Annotated in this window: 19 protein-coding genes and 1 pseudogene; 6 read left to right on the top strand and 14 right to left on the bottom strand. The window is 50.9% G+C overall.

Translation table 11 applies throughout. From position 1 onward, the window contains the following. Positions 1–10: 10 nt before the first annotated feature. The 6 genes and pseudogenes from TW89_RS08535 (at position 11) to TW89_RS08560 (ending at position 8,569) form a co-directional block, all read left to right on the top strand. A pseudogene (locus TW89_RS08535) lies at positions 11–2,328 on the top strand (MMPL family transporter). A gap of 133 nt (positions 2,329–2,461) precedes the next feature. Then, positions 2,462–3,700 carry an NAD(P)/FAD-dependent oxidoreductase gene (locus TW89_RS08540; RefSeq protein ID WP_070461618.1) on the top strand — a complete coding sequence of 413 codons (1,239 nt, stop codon included), beginning with the start codon at positions 2,462–2,464 and terminating at the stop codon, positions 3,698–3,700. Positions 3,701–3,797: 97 nt separating this feature from the next. Continuing rightward, the gene (locus TW89_RS08545; protein ID WP_128581153.1) at positions 3,798–4,316 is read left to right on the top strand and encodes a hypothetical protein; all 519 of its coding nucleotides are present in this window, start codon (positions 3,798–3,800) and stop codon (positions 4,314–4,316) included. Between the two features lie 3 nt (positions 4,317–4,319). Continuing rightward, positions 4,320–5,522 carry a beta-ketoacyl-ACP synthase gene (locus tag TW89_RS08550; RefSeq protein WP_128581154.1) on the top strand — a complete coding sequence of 401 codons (1,203 nt, stop codon included), beginning with the start codon at positions 4,320–4,322 and terminating at the stop codon, positions 5,520–5,522. Positions 5,523–5,694: 172 nt separating this feature from the next. After that, positions 5,695–7,917 (top strand): NADP-dependent isocitrate dehydrogenase, encoded by a 2,223-nt coding sequence (locus TW89_RS08555; protein ID WP_128581155.1) that lies wholly within the window; start codon positions 5,695–5,697, stop codon positions 7,915–7,917. 58 nt (positions 7,918–7,975) lie between these two features. After that, complete coding sequence (locus TW89_RS08560) at positions 7,976–8,569, top strand: LolA family protein (RefSeq protein WP_004520070.1); 594 nt, start codon at positions 7,976–7,978, stop codon at positions 8,567–8,569. A gap of 55 nt (positions 8,570–8,624) precedes the next feature. Here TW89_RS08560 and ylqF read toward each other — a convergent pair whose 3' ends face one another. The 14 genes from ylqF to TW89_RS08630 form a co-directional block, all read right to left on the bottom strand. Continuing rightward, the gene (gene ylqF, locus TW89_RS08565) at positions 8,625–9,566 is read right to left on the bottom strand and encodes a ribosome biogenesis GTPase YlqF (protein ID WP_063068855.1); all 942 of its coding nucleotides are present in this window, start codon (positions 9,564–9,566) and stop codon (positions 8,625–8,627) included. Positions 9,567–9,659: 93 nt separating this feature from the next. Then, complete coding sequence (locus tag TW89_RS08570) at positions 9,660–9,896, bottom strand: lipoprotein (RefSeq protein WP_003684875.1); 237 nt, start codon at positions 9,894–9,896, stop codon at positions 9,660–9,662. Between the two features lie 34 nt (positions 9,897–9,930). Further along, the gene (rapZ, locus tag TW89_RS08575) at positions 9,931–10,785 is read right to left on the bottom strand and encodes an RNase adapter RapZ (protein WP_070646757.1); all 855 of its coding nucleotides are present in this window, start codon (positions 10,783–10,785) and stop codon (positions 9,931–9,933) included. Then, positions 10,766–11,728 carry an HPr(Ser) kinase/phosphatase gene (gene hprK, locus TW89_RS08580; RefSeq protein ID WP_063075370.1) on the bottom strand — a complete coding sequence of 321 codons (963 nt, stop codon included), beginning with the start codon at positions 11,726–11,728 and terminating at the stop codon, positions 10,766–10,768. The genes rapZ and hprK overlap by 20 nt, the downstream gene beginning before the upstream one ends. Before the next feature lie 3 nt (positions 11,729–11,731). After that, positions 11,732–12,181 carry a PTS IIA-like nitrogen regulatory protein PtsN gene (gene ptsN, locus TW89_RS08585; RefSeq protein ID WP_128581156.1) on the bottom strand — a complete coding sequence of 150 codons (450 nt, stop codon included), beginning with the start codon at positions 12,179–12,181 and terminating at the stop codon, positions 11,732–11,734. Positions 12,182–12,450: 269 nt separating this feature from the next. Beyond that, entirely contained in the window at positions 12,451–13,371 is a 921-nt protein-coding gene (gene ubiA, locus TW89_RS08590; RefSeq protein ID WP_128581157.1) for a 4-hydroxybenzoate octaprenyltransferase, read from the bottom strand. 173 nt (positions 13,372–13,544) lie between these two features. Beyond that, complete coding sequence (locus TW89_RS08595) at positions 13,545–14,039, bottom strand: chorismate--pyruvate lyase family protein (RefSeq protein ID WP_128581158.1); 495 nt, start codon at positions 14,037–14,039, stop codon at positions 13,545–13,547. Next, entirely contained in the window at positions 14,029–14,685 is a 657-nt protein-coding gene (bioD, locus tag TW89_RS08600) for a dethiobiotin synthase (RefSeq protein ID WP_128581159.1), read from the bottom strand. Before bioD ends, TW89_RS08595 begins: the two co-directional genes overlap by 11 nt. Continuing rightward, positions 14,682–15,971, bottom strand: coding sequence for an adenosylmethionine--8-amino-7-oxononanoate transaminase (gene bioA, locus TW89_RS08605; RefSeq protein WP_128581160.1), 1,290 nt, complete (start codon positions 15,969–15,971; stop codon positions 14,682–14,684). Before bioA ends, bioD begins: the two co-directional genes overlap by 4 nt. Before the next feature lie 52 nt (positions 15,972–16,023). Further along, positions 16,024–16,929: a DMT family transporter gene (locus TW89_RS08610; protein ID WP_128581161.1), complete on the bottom strand. Its 906-nt coding sequence runs from the start codon at positions 16,927–16,929 to the stop codon at positions 16,024–16,026. 193 nt (positions 16,930–17,122) lie between these two features. Next, the gene (gene trpB / locus TW89_RS08615; RefSeq protein WP_128581162.1) at positions 17,123–18,325 is read right to left on the bottom strand and encodes a tryptophan synthase subunit beta; all 1,203 of its coding nucleotides are present in this window, start codon (positions 18,323–18,325) and stop codon (positions 17,123–17,125) included. A 112-nt stretch (positions 18,326–18,437) separates the two neighbouring features. Continuing rightward, complete coding sequence (locus tag TW89_RS08620) at positions 18,438–18,848, bottom strand: hypothetical protein (RefSeq protein ID WP_128581163.1); 411 nt, start codon at positions 18,846–18,848, stop codon at positions 18,438–18,440. A 4-nt stretch (positions 18,849–18,852) separates the two neighbouring features. Then, on the bottom strand, positions 18,853–19,455 hold the full coding sequence (locus TW89_RS08625) for a uracil-DNA glycosylase family protein (protein ID WP_128581164.1): 603 nt from the start codon (positions 19,453–19,455) through the stop codon (positions 18,853–18,855). 36 nt (positions 19,456–19,491) lie between these two features. Next, on the bottom strand, positions 19,492–20,112 hold the full coding sequence (locus TW89_RS08630) for a phosphoribosylanthranilate isomerase (protein WP_128581165.1): 621 nt from the start codon (positions 20,110–20,112) through the stop codon (positions 19,492–19,494). Positions 20,113–20,327: the final 215 nt, after the last annotated feature.

Genomic DNA, 20,327 nt, shown 5'->3' on the forward strand with positions numbered 1-20,327 from the left:
CGTCTGAACGATGAATCTTCGCCTCCTAAACCGCCTCTATACTGCCCTTATCCTGTTTCTTACCCTGTTTTTGGTTTATGCCTTTGCTTCACAAACGCGTATCCAAACCGATTTGACCGCGTTGTTGCCAAGCGAGCAGCAACCCGATGCCTTACTGACGGCCGCGGATAAAGCCGCAGAAGCGCAGCTCAATTCGCAAGTTATTTTGCTTGCCGGTAGTAATGATGCTGAAACCGCTTTTCAGACGGCCTCACAAATTGCCGACGCATGGCGCAAAAGCGGCGTATTTGAACAAGTCGACAGCAGCATGACGCCGAATTTGGACAAAGTACGGGCTGATATGCAGAAACTGAGTTTGGCGGTTTTGCCGCAAGACGAAATACGCCTGCTGTTTGAGCAGCCGCAAGCCTATTTTCAAGCACGTGCAGAAGCCGCGGCCAATCCGTTTGCCGCCCCTCCCCTTTGTCTTTAGAACAAGACTGGCTGGGCTTCGGACGCTTTGTTGCAGACAAAGCCAATCCGCAAAGCCGTTTGCAGTGGGATATGGACAACGGTATGCTGTTTGCCGAAGACAAAGGCAAAACTTGGGTATTTTTGCGCGGACGGCTCGCCGGCGGCGATCAATTTTCCGGCAACGATGCCCTCTTGCCACTGATGGCGCAAAGCCGTCAAATCGCTTCGGAAAACGGCGCAGAAACCTTAAGTGCAGGTGGCGCATTGTTCGCCGCCGTATCCAAAGCAGCCGCAGAAAAAGAAAGTCGGCTGATGAGCATGGTCGGACTTGGGCTGACCTTTGCGCTGCTTTTGTGGGTCTTCCGCAGCGGCCGCGTGTTTTTGCTATCCTTGCCGCTAGCAGCCGGTATGTTGACCGGATTGGCAGTTGCTTTATTAACCTTCGGCGAAGTGCATATCCTGACCATCGTCATCGGCACCAGCTTGGTGGGTATGTTGGTGGATTTCCCGTTGCACTGGCTTGCGCCGTCGGTATTTGGGCCGTCTGAAAAGACCGTTTGGCAGGCTGAATCGGCAATGAAACATGTCTTGCCAAGTTTTGCCGTCAGCCTGACAATTACCGTCTTGGGCTATGCGCTGCTGTGGTTTACCCCTTTGCCTGTATTGCGCCAAACCGCCGTATTTTCAGGCTTCGCTTTATTTGGCGCGTTTGGTGCCACCGTTTTATGGCTGCCGCCACTGTTTCGCCGCTACCGGGCCAAAACTGTGCCTTTTGCCGCATTAACTGAAAAGCTCTATTCCTTGTCAGGCCGTCTGAAAAACCGCCTGCACAAACGCGGCTGGTTAATCGTGGGCGGAATTTTGCTGGCAGTCGGACTGTGGCGCAGCGACTGGCGTGACGACATCCGTCAATGGGTCAATATGCCGACCGCGATGTTGACCGAAGTACAACAAATCGGCCAGTTGAGCGGCACGGATTTTGGCGGCAAATATTTGGTGGCCGAAGCACAAAGCGAAGATGCCTTGTTGAAAAAAACCGCCGAACTCGGCCGCGCCCTGCAGCCCTTAATCGCGCAAGGCAAACTGTCCGGCATCCAATCGCCCGACCAATTCATCCTGCCGACAACGGAGCAGCAAAAACTGCAAAACCGCCTACGCGAATTGACCAAATTACCTGATAGCTGGAAACCGCTCACAGAAATCGGTATTCCGCGCAAAACCGTGCGCGATGCCCTGCTTCAAGCTGCCGATACGCAACCATTGTCACTTTCAAACGGCCTGAATACCGATTTAGCAGAGGCTTGGCGTTCCTTGTATTTGGGCGAAGTGGAACCAGGCCGTTTTGCTGCCGTCGTGCGTTTGAACGGCATGACCGATGAAGCCGCCGTACGCGCCGTGGCGCAACACGTCTCCGGCGTACATTGGGCAGACAAACGCGCCCACTTAAACGAGCTTTTCCACCACACGCGCAATCAGGCCGCATGGTTAAAACTGGCTTCCTATGCGTTGGCATGGCTGCTTTTATGGAAAATGTTTGGTTTCAAACGCGGCAGCAAAGTCCTTGCCGTACCGCTGGCCGCCGCCATCTGCACCGTTGCCGTACTTGGTTTGGCAGGCATTCCCGTCAGCCTGTTTGCCATGTTCGGCCTGCTTTTAGTATCCGCCATCGGCGTGGACTATGCCGTCTATGCCGCTACTGCACATCACAGCGCGCCGGCAAAATTAGGCGGTATGCTGCTTGCCGCCGCGACAACAGCCATTTCCTTTGCCCTGCTCGCCATCAGCAGCACGCCCGCCGTTGCCGCGTTCGGTATGACGGTTACCATCGGTGTGGCATTCAATATTTGGCTGGCAGGCACATTATTGAAAAATTAGACAAAAGATGAAGGCGATTGAAGTTGAAGCGATATTTTTTTCAACTTCTATCGCCAAGTTGCAAAAGGCCGTCTGAAAAATTTCAGGCGATGGATTAAACATTATTTATCATTAAAATCAAAGGTATTTTCAAATGTCCGTAGAATTTGACGTTGCCGTTATCGGCGCAGGCCCTTCAGGTTCGGTTGCTTCCGCTTTGCTGAACAAACAAGGCTTTAAAGTTTGCGTATTGGAAAAACAACATTTCCCGCGCTTTGTCATCGGCGAAAGCCTGTTGCCGCATTGCATGGAAATGTTGGAAGAAGCCGGTTTTGCCGACGCAGTGCATGCCGAGCCCAGCTTTCAATTTAAAGACGGTGCTGCGTTTTCATGGGGCAGCCGTTACACAGATTTCAACTTTACTGAAAAATTTTCAGACGGCCCCGGCACTATTTATCAAGTGCGCCGCGGCATCTTCGACAAAATCCTGATTGATGAAGCGGCAAAACAAGGTGTCGATGTCCGCTTCGGACATGGCGTAACCGCGTTTGACAACAGTGGCGATATGGCACGTTTGAGCGTTGCAACCGATACAGGCGAAAACTATGAACTGACTGCCAAATTCGTTTTGGATGCCAGCGGTTACGGCCGTGTCCTGCCCCGCCTTTTAGATTTGGAAAGCCCGTCCGAGCTGCCTCCGCGCCAAGCCCACTTCACGCATATTGACGACAACATCACCAGCCCGAAATTCGACCGCAACAAAATCCTGATCAACACGCATCCTGAACATCGCGATGTCTGGATTTGGCTGATTCCTTTCGGCGACAACCGCTGCTCCATCGGCGTTGTCGGCACGCCCGACAAACTGGTCGGCGAATCAGAAGCCGTGTTGAAAAAATTTGTGTACGAATGCCCGATGCTGGCGGAAATTTTGGATAAAGCCGTTTGGGAAAACGACTTTCCGTTCCGCTCTATCCAAGGCTACTCTGCCAACGTAAAAACCTTATACGGCAAACATTTCGCACTTTTGGGCAACGCCGCCGAATTCCTCGACCCAGTCTTCTCCTCCGGCGTGACCATTGCCCTGCACTCTGCCAAACTGGCTGCCGATTTGTTGGGCAAACAGCTCAAAGGCGAAGCCGTCGATTGGCAAACCGAATTTGCCGACCAACTGATGATCGGCGTGAACGCGTTCCGTACTTATGTAAACGGTTGGTACGATTTCCGCTTCCAAAATGCCATCTACGCGCCTAACCGCAGTCCTGAAATCAGCCGTATGATTTCGTCTATTCTGGCAGGCTACGCTTGGGACACGAACAATCCATTCGTGGAAAAATCCGAGCAACGCTTGTCCACACTTGCCGCATTGGTGGGCGATTTGAAGGTAGAATAAGGACGAATGTCTTTCAGACGACCTAGACTGAAAACAGAACAGGCCGTCTGAAACTTCATCCACACCATTAAATATTTTGACCGATAGATAAAACCTTATGCGATTTATCCCTTTGCTTGCCGCACTGCTGCTTTCCGCATGCGCGACCTCGCTCCCCCATCCGCAAACGCTGCCGCCGCTTTCCAAAGAAGGCCAATGGTTCAAACTTGAGCAGACCAATGCGGCGGGGCAAACCGTTCAAACCAATCTCTTGGCAGTCGAACCTCATTCAGATGGCATTCGCTTTGTCCAAACCGATGCACTGGGGGCACCGGTATCTCGTCAATCGGTCAACACCAAAGGCTGGAAAAATGACGGCTTTGTGATGCCCAATGCCAATTCGCGTCGACTGTTTGCCGCCCTGTTGCCGCTTTTGGCCGCCGAACAAGCCGCCACGCTTTACCCTGAAGCACGCCAACAAAACGCCTCCCATCAAGGCTTCTGCCCTGACGGCAAAGGTGCGGTGTTCAGCTACCGCGAGCGTGATTTGTGGTGTGTCGCCCACCATTCCGAACAATTCCTCATCGGCTTCCCCGACCAAACTTTCTGGACGGTCAGCCCGATTGCAGAAGACTAATTCATGAATACTCCTGTTTATCTCAGCCGTCCGGCACTGACCAGCGCATTAGGCAGCGGCTTGCAAGTTCATGCCGATGCCTTACTCACTCCGTCTGAAAACACACCCCTGACTTTTTCAGACCAATGGGTAAAAGGCAAAACGCATGCTTTCGGTGCGATCAAAGAAACCCTGATGCCTCTGCCCGACAGCATTCCCGAAGCGCATCGCAGCCGCAACAACCAGCTTATCCTGCACGCGCTTTCGCAAATAGACGGACTGATTCAGACGGCTATTACCCGTTACGGCAAAGAAAGGGTCGCTGTCGTGACTGGTACTTCCACCAGTGGCGCAGACGAAAATATCCCCTTGTTCCAACACGTTGTCGAAGGCGGTGAATGGACGGATGTTCCGTTCAAGCAGCTGCAACACACCATGGCTTCGCCCTCCGAATTTATCGCCCAAGTGTACGGTTTGGACGGCTTGCGCTATACCGTCTCCACCGCCTGCACTTCCGGCGCACGCGCCCTCATCAGCGCAGCTCGACTGCTTCGTGCCGGATTGTGTGATGCCGTGATTTGCGGCGGCGCGGATACGCTTTCTCCGCTGACGATTAATGGTTTTGCCTCTTTGGAAGTACTTTCAGACGGCATCGCCAAGCCTTTTTCTGCTAATCGCAACGGCATCAATATCGGTGAAGCGGCCGCATTTTTCGTGATGACGCGCGATGCCGATTTTGACGGCGAAATGCAGTTGCTGGGCTATGGTGCAAGCAGCGATGCCTACCATATGTCTTCGCCCCGCCCCGACGGTTTGGGTGCAGCCCAATCCTTTCAGGCCGCTTTGAATAAAGCCGGTTTGAAAGCAGAAGACATCGGCTGGATCAATCTGCACGGCACCGGCACGCAACACAACGACAGCATGGAAAGCCGAGCTGTTGCCGAAGTATTTGGCAGCCATACCCTTTGCACGTCAACCAAACCGTCTACCGGTCATACCTTGGGTGCAGCCGGTGCGATTGAAGCCGCATTTGCCTGGTTGATGGCCAACCGCCAATACAATCCGGAAGGCAAACTGCCGCCCCAACAATGGGACAACGTACCCGATTCCGAGCTGCCCAACATCGCTTTAACCGACGAAAACAGCCGCTGGCCGTCTGAAAAACGCATTGCCGCCAGCTCGTCATTTGCCTTCGGCGGCAGCAATGCCGTTTTGATTATCGGATAAGTCCTTATATTTAGGCTGTCTTTTCAGACGGCCTTTTTCTTTTCCGCAACTTGAAAAACAATAACATTAAAACAACAACCAAATCCGCCGAAATATGCCATAATAGGCTTAGCACGTTTCTTCTCGCGATGTGCCCGAAAAGAAAAACTTAACCTACATAGAGAATAATCCCATGACTAAATCCACCATTATCTATACCTACACCGACGAAGCTCCTGCATTGGCCACTCAATCCCTGTTGCCAATCGTACAGGCGTTTACCCGCCACGCCGATATTGATGTCAAAACCAGTGACATCTCTCTCTCCGGCCGTATTTTGGCGGCTTTTCCAGAATACCTGACCGAAGCGCAGCGCGTACCTGATGCGCTTGCCGAATTGGGCGAACTGGTGAAACAACCCGATGCAAACGTAATCAAACTGCCGAACATCAGCGCATCCGTACCTCAACTGACGGCCGCGATTAAAGAATTGCAGTCTAAAGGCTTTGCCGTTCCTGACTATCCTGCCGACCCTCAAACCGATGAAGAAAAAGCCGTACGCGAACGCTACGACCGCATCAAAGGCAGCGCGGTGAACCCTGTCCTGCGTGAAGGCAACTCCGACCGTCGCGCGCCTAAGGCAGTGAAAAACTTTGCGAAAAAACATCCGCACAGCATGGGCGCATGGACCAAAGATTCCAAAACCCACGTTGCCACCATGCAAAGCGGCGACTTTTTCCATAACGAACAATCCGTTACCGTACCTGAAGCGACTTCCGTATCCATCGTGTTCACCGACAAACAAGGCAACAAAAAAGAGCTGCGTGAGCCTGTTGCCCTGAAAGCCGGCGAAATCATCGACGCGACCGTGATGAGCAAAAAAGCCCTGCTCGCCTTCCTTACCGAACAAGTGAAAGACGCAAAAGCAAAAGGCGTATTGTTCTCGCTACACATGAAAGCCACCATGATGAAAGTGTCCGACCCGATTATCTTCGGACACGCCGTCAAAGTATTCTTCGCGCCTGTATTTGAAAAATTCGGCGACAAACTGGCTGCCGCAGGTGTCAACGTCAACAACGGCTTCGGCAACCTGCTTGCCAATCTGGATAAACTGGATGCGGACACCCGCGCCGCCGTTGAAGCTGAAATCGCTGCCGTTTACGCTGCCAACCCTGATTTGGCCATGGTTGATTCCGACAAAGGCATTACCAACCTGCACGTTCCTAGCGATGTCATCGTCGATGCTTCTATGCCTGCGATGATTCGTAACTCCGGCCGTATGTGGGATAAAGACGGCAAAGCGCAAGACACCAAAGCCGTGATTCCTGACAGCAGCTACGCCGGCGTTTACCAAGCAACCATCGACTTCTGCCGCGAACACGGCGCATTTGACCCGACAACCATGGGTACCGTTCCTAACGTCGGTCTGATGGCGCAAGCAGCCGAAGAATACGGTTCACACAACAAAACTTTTGAAATCGAAGCCGACGGCCAAGTTCAAGTCATTGATGCAGCAGGTAATGTCCTGATGCAACACGACGTTGAAGCCGGCGACATTTGGCGTATGTGCCAAACCAAAGACGCTCCGGTTAAAGACTGGGTACAACTCGCCGTCAACCGCGCCCGTCTGAGCAACACACCAGCCGTGTTCTGGCTCGACGAAAACCGTCCGCACGACAAGAGCCTGCTTGCCAAGGTTAAAGCCTACCTTGCCGAACTGGATACCGACGGTCTCGACATCCGCGTCCTCGCTCCTGAAGAAGCCGCTAAATTCAGCTTGGGCCGTCTGAAAAACGGCGAAGACACCATCTCCGTAACCGGCAACGTCCTGCGCGACTACCTGACCGACTTGTTCCCAATTTTGGAACTGGGTACCAGCGCAAAAATGCTGTCTATCGTTCCATTGATGAATGGCGGCGGTATGTTTGAAACCGGCGCGGGTGGTTCTGCACCGAAACACGTTCAACAATTCCTCGAAGAAAACCACTTGCGTTGGGACTCTTTGGGCGAATTCCTCGCACTTGCCGTATCGTTTGAACATCTGGCGCAAAAAACCGGCAACGCCAAAGCCCAAGTCCTCGCCGACACTTTGGATGCAGCCACCGAAAAACTGCTGTTGAACGACAAATCGCCTAAACGCAAAGCTGGCGAACTCGACAACCGCGGCAGCCATTTCTACCTCACCCTCTACTGGGCGAAAGAATTGGCAGCGCAAGACAAAGATGCTGAACTGAAAGCCGCATTTGCGCCATTGGCAGCCGCTTTGACTGCCGACGAAGCCAAAATTGTTGAAGAACTCTCTGCCGTACAAGGCAAAGCAGTCGACATCGGCGGCTACTACGCAGCCAATCCTGAAAAAGCCGCGCAAGCGATGCGTCCGAGCGCAACCTTTAATCAGGCCTTGTCAGCCTTATAATTAAAGCAATAAAAGGCCGTCTGAACTTTCAGACGGCCTCAAACCTTATGGAAACACAATGAAAAAAACCATTCTTTCTCTTACTCTCCTCATCAGCGCTCCGGCTTTGTGGGCATTTTCCCCTGCCGAATTGGCACAAACCCTGCAAAAACCGCAAAACGTGCAAGGCAATTTTGTCCAACAACGCCAGCTCAAATCCCTCAGCAAACCCATGACCACCAGCGGCAGCTTTACCCTTGTCCCACAAAAAGGCCTGCTCTGGAAAATGCAAAAACCATTTGAAACCACCCTGCGCGTGCGTTCAGACGGCATCATGCAGTGGAACGGCAGCCAATGGGTCAACCCAAACGCCAGCAAGCTCAACGGCCAAAGCCGCCAAATCAAACTCTTCCTCGACCTTTTAGGCGGCAATACCCAAGGCTTGGAAAAACAATTTGATTTGAAATTAAACGGCAACGAGAAAAAATGGACGTTGACCTTAACTCCGAAAACCGCCATTACCCGCCAAATCTTCAACCGTATCGAAATCAACGGCGATACGCTGGTGCGTAAAATCGAATTGGACGAAAAGCAAGGCGACAAAACCATCATGCAGTTCAACCAAATCCAAACCGATAAAGCCCTGGACAGCTTCAGCCGTACCGCCCTCTAAATTGTCTATTCCAACAAAAGGCCGTCTGAAAATAGATTTCAGACGGCCTTTTAGATTAATCGGCTGAAGGCTGCTGCCCTTTTCTTTCCGCCTTTCTGGCTTCGCGAATGGCTTTAAGTTCAGCCTCTTTCTGTCTAGCTTTTTTCAGCCAAGTTTCCCATTGGTTTGGCGTTTCCAGCGTGATTCTACCAATTTTGCCTTCGCGGAAATCAGTCAAGATATTTTCAGCGGCCTTTTGGTAGTTGACCCGGCCGCCGCTCAAAACCGCACCGCGTTTCTTGGCAATCCACTCCAGCCAAGAAGTATCGTCCCAATGGCTGCTTGGATCTTTGTCGGCTTGATAGCGCTCTTGCAACAGAGCCAGATAATGGCGGCGGAGGTAATCCAAAAGCTCAAGCACCACTTCTTCTTCGTCCAGAGCGTTACGTCCGACTGCACCGCCGGCCGCAAGGTTGTAGCCGCCTTCTTCGACGATAATTTTTGGCCACAGCATTCCGGGGGTGTCGTAAAGCCAGAAGTCATCGGCGAGGAAAAGGCGTTGTTCAGCTTTGGTAATACCGGGTTCATTACCGGTTTTAGCAGATTTTTTGCCGATCATGCCGTTAATCAAGGTGGATTTGCCGACGTTAGGGATACCGCAAATCAGGACACGCAACGGCTTCTCGATACCTTGGCGATGCGGAATCATGGCGCGGCAGGCTTGGGTAATTTTGCCATGCGCGCCGGTTTCGGAAGAATCAAGCGCAATGGCGCGGGTATCTTGGCGGCTGTTGTAGTGTTCGAGCCAAACTTTGGTGCGCTCGGGATCGGCAAGGTCTTGCTTGTTTAAGATTTTGAGTTTGGGCTTGCCTTTGGACAACTGGGCAAGCAAAGGGTTTTCGCTGGAAGCAGGCATACGCGCGTCCAGCATCTCAATCACCATATCAACGCTTTTAATGCGTTCGGCAATGGCTTTTTTTGCCTTGTTCATGTGGCCGGGAAACCATTGGATAGCCATGTCTTTTTATTCTTTCTATTCGTATCTGAGGCCGTCTGAAAAATCATTGTATTTCAGACGGCCTCGGTATTTGGATAATCGGTCAATCAGGATTTAGAGGTTGCCATGTTCATAGCTGTAATAACCTGCTTCATCCATACATTGCTCAAACGTTTTGGATGTATTGCCACGTTTGGTTCCATTTTGAACTTGTGATTTGCAGGTATTGATTTGACGAGAAACTTCAGCTTCGCTCGCTCCGGTACGGTGCCAACGGTAAGCAGTAACAGGCTCTGTCGCGCAGGCGGTCAAGATAAGCAGGGATAATGCAGTCAGACTGATTTTTTTCATGGTTTCTTCCTTTGAGGCCGTCTGAAACGGCAAGTTAGCGTCCTGCCAAGCTTTGTGCCTGACGGTGGCGGACAAGGAGTTCGTAACGGCCTTTGAGGCGCTCGGCCAGTTTTTCCACAACATAAACGGAGCGGTGTTGCCCGCCGGTACAACCGATGGCAATCGTCACATAACTGCGGCTCTCTTGTTGCAGGCGCGGCAACCAGCGGCTAATAAAATGGTCGATGTCATCAACCATTTCTTGAACCAACGGCTGCTGGCCCAAATAATCTTGAATAGGTTTGTCCATGCCGGTAAAGGGGCGCAATTCCGGATCGTAATACGGATTGGGCAGGCTGCGCATATCAAACATAAAGTCGGCATTATTGGGAGCGCCGTATTTGAAACCAAAGGATTCAAGAATGACTAGCAAGCCGACACGTTCAATATTGAGCCATTGTTGAACGGCGTAACGCAGCTGCTGAGCGTTCATTTTGGACGTATCGATGCAATATGCGATGTCTCTAAGCGGGAAGAGCCACTCGCGTTCTTTTTGCAGGCTTTCCAACAAAGTCAGGTTTTGACCGGACAAAGGGTGTCCGCGTCGGGTTTCTGAGAAGCGGCGAACCAAAACGCCCTCTTCCGCTTCAACAAACAGGACTTCGACCTGATGCCCTTCGTCACGCAAATATTGGATTTGCTCTTGCGCTTCTTGGATATTGATACCGGAACGGATATCAACGCTGACACCAAGCTGGGTTTCTTCGCCGCGTTCAATATGGTACAACACCAGCGAAGGCAACATTTCCAAAGGCAGATTATCGACGCAATAATAGCCTAAATCTTCGAGTTGTTTGAGGGCTACGGATTTTCCTGAGCCGGATAAGCCGCTAATCAGGACGATTTTCATGATTTTGTTCGTTTTCTTTGAGTTGTGTTTGATGGCGTTCGAGGAATTCTTTGGTGCTGTCTTTGCCGCGCAATTGAAGGATGTAATTGCGCACTGCAGCTTCAACCAATACTGCTAAGTTTCGACCGATTGCAACAGGCAGGGTAACGGAACGGATGCTGACGTTGAGGATAGATTCAGTTTCGGTACGGATGCTCAATCGATCGAGTTGTTTCATGTATCCGTCGTCGGCCGGAACCAAATTGATAATCAGCTGAAGGATTTTTTTCGGACGGATGGAGGTTTCGCCAAAAATATGGCGGATATTGAGTATGCCCAAACCGCGTACTTCGAGGAAATCACGCAGCATAGGTGGGCAACGGCCTTCCAGCATTTCTGGACCGGTACGGAAGAGCTCGACCGCATCATCGGCAATCAGGCTGTGGCCGCGCGAGATCAGCTCCAATGCCAATTCGCTCTTACCCAAGCCGGACTGCCCGGTAATGAGTACGCCCACTTCAAATACATCCAAAAATACGCCGTGCTTGATGGTGGAAGTAGCCAATGTACGTTGCAGATAAATCCGCAAAACGTCCATCAGGTGCGGACTTTCCTGTTTGGAAGTCAGCAAGGGGATACTGTTGGTATGGCAATAATCGCGCAATTTGGGTGAAACCGGCAAACCGTTGGCGACGATAACCAAAGACATGGGGATGTCGAAAAGCTCGCCGAAATCGTAGTTAAGCTCGCCCGTTTCCAAGCGGCGCAAATATTCGGCTTCAGCTACGCCGACAACTTGAATTTGGTTGGGATGGATAAAGTTTAAGTGGCCGACCAAGGCCAAGACGGGTTTATCGGCTTCGACACCGATACGGTTGTCCGCGCCGGAATTGCCGGCAGCCCAAGCGAGTTCGAGTTTGTGCTGATTGTCGGAAAACAGGCGGCGGACGGATATGCTGGGCATGAATTACTCTTCGGTCAGGAGTGTGCGTACTTCTTCGGCAGAAGTTGCGGCTATCAACGCTTCACGGATGGCTTTTTGAGAGAATCTGCCGGCCAGTTTGGACAAGACTTCCAAATGTTCGCCGGTAGCGTTTTCAGGCACAAGCAGGATGAAAATCAGGGAGACAGGTTTGCCGTCGGGCGCATCAAAGGCAACCGGCTCTTTGGTGCGGATAAACGCACCGGTAGCTTTTTTCACGCATGCGTGACGGCCGTGAGGAATCGCCACCCCCTGCCCCAAACCGGTCGAACCGAGTTTTTCACGGGCAAACAGGCAGTCGAACACGTTGGTATTCGGTAATTCTGCTTCATTCTCCAGCAGCTGTGCAGCCTCTTCAAACAGACGCTTTTTGCTGCTGACTTCCAAATCCAAAACGATATGGGACAAAGGTAAAATTTCGCCAATCAGGCTCATGTGTATCTCTTTTAAATGTCGCAAAACAATGGGATTGTACCGATTGTCGGTGCAAATCTCAATCCTGAAGGCGTAATTTACACTCGCCCTGCTAACATTTTCCATGTTGTTTTTGATATTTTTTAACGAGTCGAAAATATTCCAACTATTTGATTATAATTGATTTAAAGTAAAAATTCTATTATTGGCTAAATCATGGTTTAAATAAAAAGGAGTATGTCCGGCATACTCCTTTTCCCTTCCTTTTCAGACGGCCTCAACCTAGTTTTTTAAAATAATTTGGAAACCAAAAACAACCAGAAATAATGGCAGACTAATCCGCAAAACCACGCCAAGCCGATGCGGTTGTTGGCCAAAAACGTTTGGAAGCACAACTGGCGGTCGCGCGTACGGATGGCTGCATATTGCTGGCACTGCCAATACGCGGTTATCGGCAATACCAGCCAATAAGGCCAAGTTGCGCCGATTTTAATACCCAGCACCACCATCAATACGGTAAACCAAAAATGGCAAAGCATAGAGGCGGTAATATCGTGATGACCAAATGTGATTGCCGAAGTTTTAATACCGATTTTCAAATCATCTTCTTTGTCCGCCATGGCATAAATCGTGTCGTAAGCCAGCGTCCATAAGGCATTAGCAGTAAACATCAACCATGCTTCGGGAGGCACTCGGCCTTGCACAGCGGCAAAGGCCATGGGAATGCCGAACGAAAATGCCAGTCCTAAATAAAACTGTGGCAACGGGAAAAAGCGTTTGGTGAAAGGATATGTGATGGCCAAAAATAAGGCCGGAAGGCTCATCAGCCAAGTAAAACGGTTGAGCGGCACCAAGCATAAAGCGGCCATCAGACACAGCATGACGGTCAAAAGCAGCGCTTCGGTTTTGGAAACCAAACCTTTGGCAAACGGGCGGTTTTTGGTGCGCTCTACTGCGCCGTCAAAATTGCGGTCGGCAAAATCATTCACGACGCAACCTGCGCTGCGCATCAGAAATGTACCTGCGGTAAAGGCAATAAAAATATCCGCGTCGGGAACGCCTTTAGATGCAATCCACAATGCCCAATAAGTCGGCCACAGCAAAAGCAGTGTGCCAATGGGTTTGTCGACGCGCATCAGCTTGGCGTATATCACCATCCGTCCGACAGCGCAACGCGGTAGAAATTGTAGAAAAAAGCGCCTTATGTTCATTGATGTAATGTGTCGTTGTTTATGTGTCGATTCGGAAGGAAAGGCTTTTTAGAGCCTTAGCTCTTATTATAATTTATTGCCGTCTGAAATCAAACAGATCTTAACAATTTAATTTATTGTATTATAACAGAATTATGACAAACATCGGTAATCGGTTTTATTTTCAGACGGCCTTAGCGGTATAAATCTATTAATTTCAATAAGAAATATTCTGTTAATTCCAATGTTTCGCCGTTCCAATCGAAATAGGAACGGCGCGCGGTAACAGGCCGTCTGAAAGATGGACGGTCGGAATCTTCAAAACGAAGAAACTCAAAATCCGAACGCTTCAACGGCAATGTACCGTCAAACAGGCGCTCGCCCAAAGGCTGCGTTCCGCAATCCAATAATTCTGTCCATAGACGGCTATCCGGCCGGCACGCGCTTCTGGCTTGTATCACTGTTTCGCCGTCCAGTTTGAGCCAAACATCGCGCACAAAGATTTCGTCTCCGTTTTCCGCTCCCTTCGTCAAACCCAAATACACCGGCTCGACTGAAAAATCCTTACCAGAAGCGCGCAAAGCGGCAGTTAGCGAAGAAACGGTCAGCAGATGTTCGGCCTTAGACGGCAAGAGGCTTAAGGCTTCGGCATGTGAACAAAGCGTGCCACGCGGTATATCAAGCTCCATCTGACACCTCTGTTTTAGCCAACTCTTGCCATTTGGCTTCGGGAAACTCATCTTTCAGACGGCCTTTAAGATATTCCAAGGTATCGCCGGCAACAGTTTCATCTTTGCTGTCGTGAATATGGTTGAAAATCAGGCTGTGCAACTGGATGCCGTATTGTTTGAGCACGGAGAAGCTGAGCAGGGTGTGGTTGATGCTGCCGAGCCGTCCGCTGGTAACGAGGATGACGGGATAAGCCTGTTGCTTAATATAATCAATGGTCAACAAATCTTCCGTCAGCGGCACCATCAATCCGCCCGCACCTTCGACCAAGACGATTTCGTATTGCGTCGCCAATTCTTGAGTGGTGGTACAGATTTTGCCCAAGTCCAAAGTCCTGCCGTCCAGACGGGCGGCGAGGTGGGGCGAGGCCGGATAGCTGAAAATTTCGGGCATGGTCAGCCCTTGCTTGTCGGCTTCCTGCATGGGTATACCCATGATTTTGCGGTGGACGGCGATGTCTTCAGCGATATTTTTGCAACCAGTTTGCACAGGCTTTTGCGTAATCACACTTTTACCCTGCTGCAACAATTGTTTTGCCAACACGCCGGTAGCGACGGTCTTGCCGATGTCCGTATCAATGCCGCTGACGAAGTAAACGCCTTTCATTTGCTGTATTCCTTCAAGATTTGTACGGTTTTATAGGCAAGTTCGGTCAAGAGGTCGTCTGAAATGATGTAAGGCGGCATGAGGTACACCAGCCTGCCGAATGGGCGCACCCAAATCCCTTGCGCCACGCAGTCCGCTTGAAAACGCGCCATATCCACGCCTTTTTCTAGTTCGATCACCCCGATAGCACCCAAAACGCGCACGTCTTTCACGCCGCTAATGTCCCATGCTGCTTGCAGACGGCCTTTTAAGATGCTTTCGATGCGGCGGATATTTGCCTGCCAGTCTTGGGACAAAAGCAGTTTGACCGAAGCGTAGGCTACGGCACACGCCAGCGGGTTCGCCATAAACGTCGGGCCGTGCATAAAAACACCCGCTTCGCCGCGCGAAATCGTTTCGGTGACTTTTTGCGAAGTAATCGCCGCCGCCAACGTCATATAGCCGCCGCTCAAGCCCTTGCCGATACACATAATATCCGGCACGACATCCGCGTGTTCGCAGGCAAACATCTTACCCGTGCGCCCAAATCCGGTGGCGATTTCATCAAAAATCAACACGATATCAAATTCATCGCACAAATCGCGCAAACCGCGAAGATACTGCGGATGATAAAAATACATGCCGCCCGCGCCCTGCACGACCGGTTCCAAAATAAAGGCGGCAATATCCGCATGATGTGCTTCAAACAAGGCACGGACAGGCTGCAAATCCACCTCGTCCCATTCATTATCGAAGCGGCTTTTCGGGTTATCGACAAAATAACGCTGCGGCAGAGCGCTGCCGAAAATATGGTGCATCCCCGTTTCCGGATCGCAGACGGACATCGCGTTCCAAGTATCGCCATGATATCCGCGCCGCACCGTCGCGATATTCTGCTTTGCCGTCAAACCCCGCGCCTGCTGGTATTGCACCGCCATCTTCAGTGCGACTTCTACCGAAACCGAACCTGAATCCGCATAAAAAATACGGTCCGACCCCTGCGGCAAAATCCTGACCAATAATTTGCCAAGTTCCACCGCCGGCTCATGCGTCAAACCGCCAAACATCACATGCGACATTTGCTTAATCTGCGCCTCAACCGCCTGATTCAAAACAGGATGATTGTAGCCGTGTATCGCACACCACCAAGACGACATCCCATCAATCAGCCGCGTACCATCCGCCAATTCGATGTGCACGCCCTCCGCTCGTCGCACCGGATAAACAGGCAACGGGGCTGTCATGGATGTATAGGGATGGAGCAAGTGGGCGCGGTCGAAATCGAGCAGGGAGGAATGTTCAGACATGTTTAAAACAATGGTTTGATCAGTTTCATTATTATATAACATATTTCCTATTTCAGACGGCACGTCTTCCATACTGCATCAACGCCAATCCGCCCACTGCCGCCAAACAGCCGGCAACTAAGGAAACATGCAATGCCTCGCCCAAAAACCAAGCGGAACACAAAATGCCGAATACCGGCACCAAAGTGATGTACGCCGCCGCGCTGCCTGCACCCAAAGTCTTCACGCCTTCAAAATACCACGCATAGCTCAAAACCGTTGCGCCGACAGACAGGCCAATCAGAGCAAACCAGCCCCTGCCGTCCAGTTCGGCAAGCATACCAAACGGCAGGCCGTCTGAAATCAGCGCAGGCGGCAGCAACATCATTACACCCAACCAAGCGGTGGCCACAGTGACCGTCAGCGCATCAATCCCCTGCAACACCGCCCTGCCTATCATCGTATAAGTGACCAAGCAGCAAAGGCTGCAAAACACCAGCACTTCGCCCCACCCTATGCCGCCGCCCGATAAAAATGCCGCAATCTCGCCATGCGTAACCGCCCATATCGAGCCTGCCACTGCCAACAACATACCCGACACAATCTTGCCGTTGAGCTTCTCGCCAAACAGCAAAGCCGCAAAAAACATCGTCAACACAGGATTGAACGTGACCAACACCGTCGCCCTTGAAGCAGGAATCCGCTGCAAACCCAGCATAGACAATACGGTAAAACCAAATACGCCGAATGCCGCCGCCAGTGCCAATCCAAGCCATTGTTTACGCGACAAAACCGCCAAAGTACGCAATCGATACCGTGCAAACAGCCAGCCCAAAAGCAAGATTGCCGCCGTCAAAAAGCGCAACATACCGCCCGTTAAAGGCGGCAGCGCCTGTCCCAGCATCCGCCCCATCGGCCAAGATGCGCCCCAAAACGCCGCCATGCCCAATAGTTTTAGATGGATTGCTAAATGTTTCATGGTGATGGATAAATTGAATAATTGGTTTAGAAAGCGTACAAGATCGGTTTGGAAGGATAAATTCCCTTAGCCGACGATACTTGATAGAGTTTGCGCGGATAAAATACTACGCTGATCATTATGGAAACAAAGGCCGTCTGAAAGACTGAAATCCAGCTTTTTCAGACGGCCTTTACTGCTCAATCAATAAGGCTTACAACTCAATGCCTTTGAGTTTCGCCACAGTATTAATGTCTTTGTCGCCGCGACCGGAGAGGTTGACCAAAATCACTTGGTCTTTGCTCATTTTCGGCGCATTGGCGACTGCCCAAGCAACGGCATGGCTGGATTCCAGCGCAGGAATAATGCCCTCAAAACGGCAGAGCAAATCAAAGGCTTCGAGTGCTTCGTCATCTTTGGCTACGGTGTATTCTACGCGGTTGATGTCGTTCAAATGGCTGTGTTCCGGGCCGATGCCTGGGTAGTCCAATCCTGCGGAAACAGAGTGCGTACCCAAAACTTGGCCGTTTTCGTCCTGCATCAAATAGCTGCGGAAACCGTGCAATACGCCGATAGGGGCTTTGCTGGTAATCGGTGCGGCGTGATCAGGCGTATCCACACCCAAACCGCCGGCTTCTACACCGACCAGACGTACGTTTTCTTCTTCGATATAGGGATGGAACAAACCGATGGCGTTCGAGCCGCCACCCACGCAGGCAACGGCAACATCAGGTTGGCGGCCGATGGCTTCCAACATTTGTTCTTTGGCTTCATTGCCGATCACGCATTGGAAATCGCGTACCATTTCGGGATACGGCGCAGGGCCTGCGGCAGTGCCGATGATGTAGAACGTGTCGTCCACGCGGGCGACCCATTCGCGCATGGCTTCGTTCATCGCATCTTTCAATGTACGGCTGCCGCTGTCAACGCTGACCACGTTCGCACCCAATAATTTCATACGGAACACGTTCGGCATTTGACGTTGGATATCGTCTGCACCCATATACACGTCGCAAGTCATGCCGAAGCGTGCGGCAACGGTGGCAGAAGCTACGCCGTGCTGACCTGCGCCGGTCTCGGCAATGACGCGTTTTTTGCCCATGCGGCGGGCGAGCAATGCCTGACCGATGGTGTTGTTGACTTTGTGCGCGCCGGTGTGGTTCAAATCTTCACGCTTCAGCCATATTTGCGCGCCGCCCAAATGCTCGGACAATCGCGCGGCATGGTAAACAGGGCTGGGACGGCCGACATAGTGTTTCAAATCATGGCGGAACTCTTCCCAAAATAAAGGATCTTCTTTCGCTGCTTTATAGGCTTCTGCCAATTCTTGCAAAGCAGGAATCAGGGTTTCGGAAACGTACAGGCCACCGTGTTCGCCGAAAAAGCCGTTCTCGTCGGGAGCGTGATAATTTTTCATGGGATTTTTCCTTGTTCGTTTTATGGTTTCAGACGGCCTGATTCAGTAAAAGGCCGTCTGAAAGTAAAAATTGTCAGCAATTATAGCCGTTTTCTATTCATCTTGTCGGCAACTAATTGAATAATAATATCAGCAGACAAAATAGAAATAACAGCGTACAGCTCGATGTTGCAACTAATGCCGTACCCAACGGCGGCGCGATATGTTTTTCTTCGTTTTTGCTTCTCAGGCATAGTTTTAATGCCAACATCCCCAGCCACAGTGCCAGCAACCACCAACCTAGAAAGTTAAGCACAAGCAAAGCAATAATCAACTCATTGGTATTTATAGTGCTTATGTTCAAAAATATCCAATTAAGGCCGTTAACAGACATAATGACTGCAGATATTTGTATCACATACAAAAGCGTTCCGCCCAGCAATACCTTTATATGCCATTGTTTGGCCTTCAGCCACACTGAGACGACATTAAAAAGCCACCACAAAGCCATAAACGTCATTAAAGAAATTTCATAACGGTCCATCACCCTACTCCTGAAAAACAGTCAATCCAGCCGTTTCAAAAAAAGCCCGATATGCCGCCGCTTTTTTCGCCAAACTCAACGGATAGGCACGCGAAGTCGAAGGTAGGCGCGTCAGGGTCAACTCACGTCCAGCATAGGGGAACAGTACTGTTTCACCGGTCTTCGGCATTTTCATGCCGCTGCCTTGAATCTCCAACAAAACTTCGGTTGCCTTGCCGCCGGTGGTGCAAAGATGGCGGCACTCGGGCATTTGCGCCAATACTGCCGCCAAATCGACGGTTTCTATCACTTTTAAAAACTTATCCGAAGCATTGCCATGTTCGCGTATTGCCTTCAATACGGTCGGACAGGATGCAATCCCTTTCTCACTTAAAAACGCTTTGATTTTATCGGCATCAAACGCTTTCTCGCCCTGCTTTTGAAAATGCGCCGCATCGCCGAAAAACACCAGCCCATACACGCGCCACATATCGTTTTGGAAATTCGGATAATGAAACTTCATCGCGTGTTTTTCTTCTTTAGGCGGAAACGTCCCCATCATCATGACCGTTGCCTGCGGTGGCAACAAGGCTGCAAAGGGGTGGGACTCAACGATTGGCTCTTGCATATCTGTATTCCGGTTGTTTTTAATTCAAACAAAATTTCAGACGGCCTTTACTGCCTGAATAAACGCCGCCATTTTCTCCCTGCTCTTAATCCCGCCGGAGATTTCCACGCCGCCGGACACATCTACCGCCGCCGCGCCACTGATTTTTACCGCTTCGGCAACGTTTTCCGCAGTCAATCCGCCGGCAAGTATCCATGGTTTGCCGATAGTGCCGTGCAACATGGTCCAATCGAAACTTTGTCCCGTACCGCCGTATTCAGTCGGATGATAGGCATCAAACAGCAAGGTGCGTGCATTCGGAAATTTGGCACAGGCCGTCTGAATATCGGCAGCGGACTGTACGCGTACGGCCTTCAAATACGGGCGGTCAAACCGACGGCAAAAATCATCGTCTTCATCGCCGTGAAACTGAATCACATCTATCGGCACCTGACGCAAAATCTCGCGGATGGTTTGCTCGTTTTCATTCACAAACAAGGCCACCACCGATACAAACGGCGGCAGATTTTTCACAACCGCCTGCGCCTGCTCAATACTCACTGCCCGTTTACTCTTGGCGTAAAACACCAGCCCGATGGCATCTGCGCCCAATTCGGCCGCGGCCAGCGCGTCTTCAGTTCGGGTAATACCGCAAATTTTGGTGCGTATGGTGTTCATAGGGATTGCCTTTTTAAACAGATGGGTCGGATATTATATAAGTTTAAGGCCGTCTGAACATGAAATATCAGGTTCAGACGGCCTTAAACTTTAAAACAACCATCAGCCGATAATATTGGCGGCTGTCAGCTGCGCAGCATCTTCATTGTAGAAACGTGCAAACTCTGTGCTGCTTTCAGCTCCCACTTGATATACAGAACATCATGCTGATAATT

The sequence above is a fragment of the Neisseria flavescens genome (genome assembly GCF_001618065.1).
In the GTDB taxonomy this organism is placed as follows: Bacteria; Pseudomonadota; Gammaproteobacteria; order Burkholderiales; family Neisseriaceae; genus Neisseria; species Neisseria flavescens_A.

Bases quoted from the DNA above. Each gene is read 5' to 3' on its own strand.
- TW89_RS08545 (WP_128581153.1), top strand. From the start codon at position 3,798: ATGCGATTTATCCCTTTGCTTGCCGCACTGCTGCTTTCCGCATGCGCG.
- TW89_RS08560 (WP_004520070.1), top strand. From the start codon at position 7,976: ATGAAAAAAACCATTCTTTCTCTTACTCTCCTCATCAGCGCTCCGGCT.
- TW89_RS08570 (WP_003684875.1), bottom strand. From the start codon at position 9,896: ATGAAAAAAATCAGTCTGACTGCATTATCCCTGCTTATCTTGACCGCC.
- ptsN (WP_128581156.1), bottom strand. From the start codon at position 12,181: ATGAGCCTGATTGGCGAAATTTTACCTTTGTCCCATATCGTTTTGGAT.
- TW89_RS08625 (WP_128581164.1), bottom strand. From the start codon at position 19,455: ATGCAAGAGCCAATCGTTGAGTCCCACCCCTTTGCAGCCTTGTTGCCA.
- trpB (WP_128581162.1), bottom strand. From the start codon at position 18,325: ATGAAAAATTATCACGCTCCCGACGAGAACGGCTTTTTCGGCGAACAC.
- hprK (WP_063075370.1), bottom strand. From the start codon at position 11,728: ATGCCCAGCATATCCGTCCGCCGCCTGTTTTCCGACAATCAGCACAAA.
- TW89_RS08610 (WP_128581161.1), bottom strand. From the start codon at position 16,929: ATGAAACATTTAGCAATCCATCTAAAACTATTGGGCATGGCGGCGTTT.
- ubiA (WP_128581157.1), bottom strand. From the start codon at position 13,371: ATGAACATAAGGCGCTTTTTTCTACAATTTCTACCGCGTTGCGCTGTC.
- TW89_RS08555 (WP_128581155.1), top strand. From the start codon at position 5,695: ATGACTAAATCCACCATTATCTATACCTACACCGACGAAGCTCCTGCA.
- rapZ (WP_070646757.1), bottom strand. From the start codon at position 10,785: ATGAAAATCGTCCTGATTAGCGGCTTATCCGGCTCAGGAAAATCCGTA.
- TW89_RS08620 (WP_128581163.1), bottom strand. From the start codon at position 18,848: ATGGACCGTTATGAAATTTCTTTAATGACGTTTATGGCTTTGTGGTGG.
- TW89_RS08550 (WP_128581154.1), top strand. From the start codon at position 4,320: ATGAATACTCCTGTTTATCTCAGCCGTCCGGCACTGACCAGCGCATTA.
- TW89_RS08630 (WP_128581165.1), bottom strand. From the start codon at position 20,112: ATGAACACCATACGCACCAAAATTTGCGGTATTACCCGAACTGAAGAC.
- bioA (WP_128581160.1), bottom strand. From the start codon at position 15,971: ATGTCTGAACATTCCTCCCTGCTCGATTTCGACCGCGCCCACTTGCTC.
- TW89_RS08595 (WP_128581158.1), bottom strand. From the start codon at position 14,039: ATGGAGCTTGATATACCGCGTGGCACGCTTTGTTCACATGCCGAAGCC.
- bioD (WP_128581159.1), bottom strand. From the start codon at position 14,685: ATGAAAGGCGTTTACTTCGTCAGCGGCATTGATACGGACATCGGCAAG.
- TW89_RS08540 (WP_070461618.1), top strand. From the start codon at position 2,462: ATGTCCGTAGAATTTGACGTTGCCGTTATCGGCGCAGGCCCTTCAGGT.
- ylqF (WP_063068855.1), bottom strand. From the start codon at position 9,566: ATGGCTATCCAATGGTTTCCCGGCCACATGAACAAGGCAAAAAAAGCC.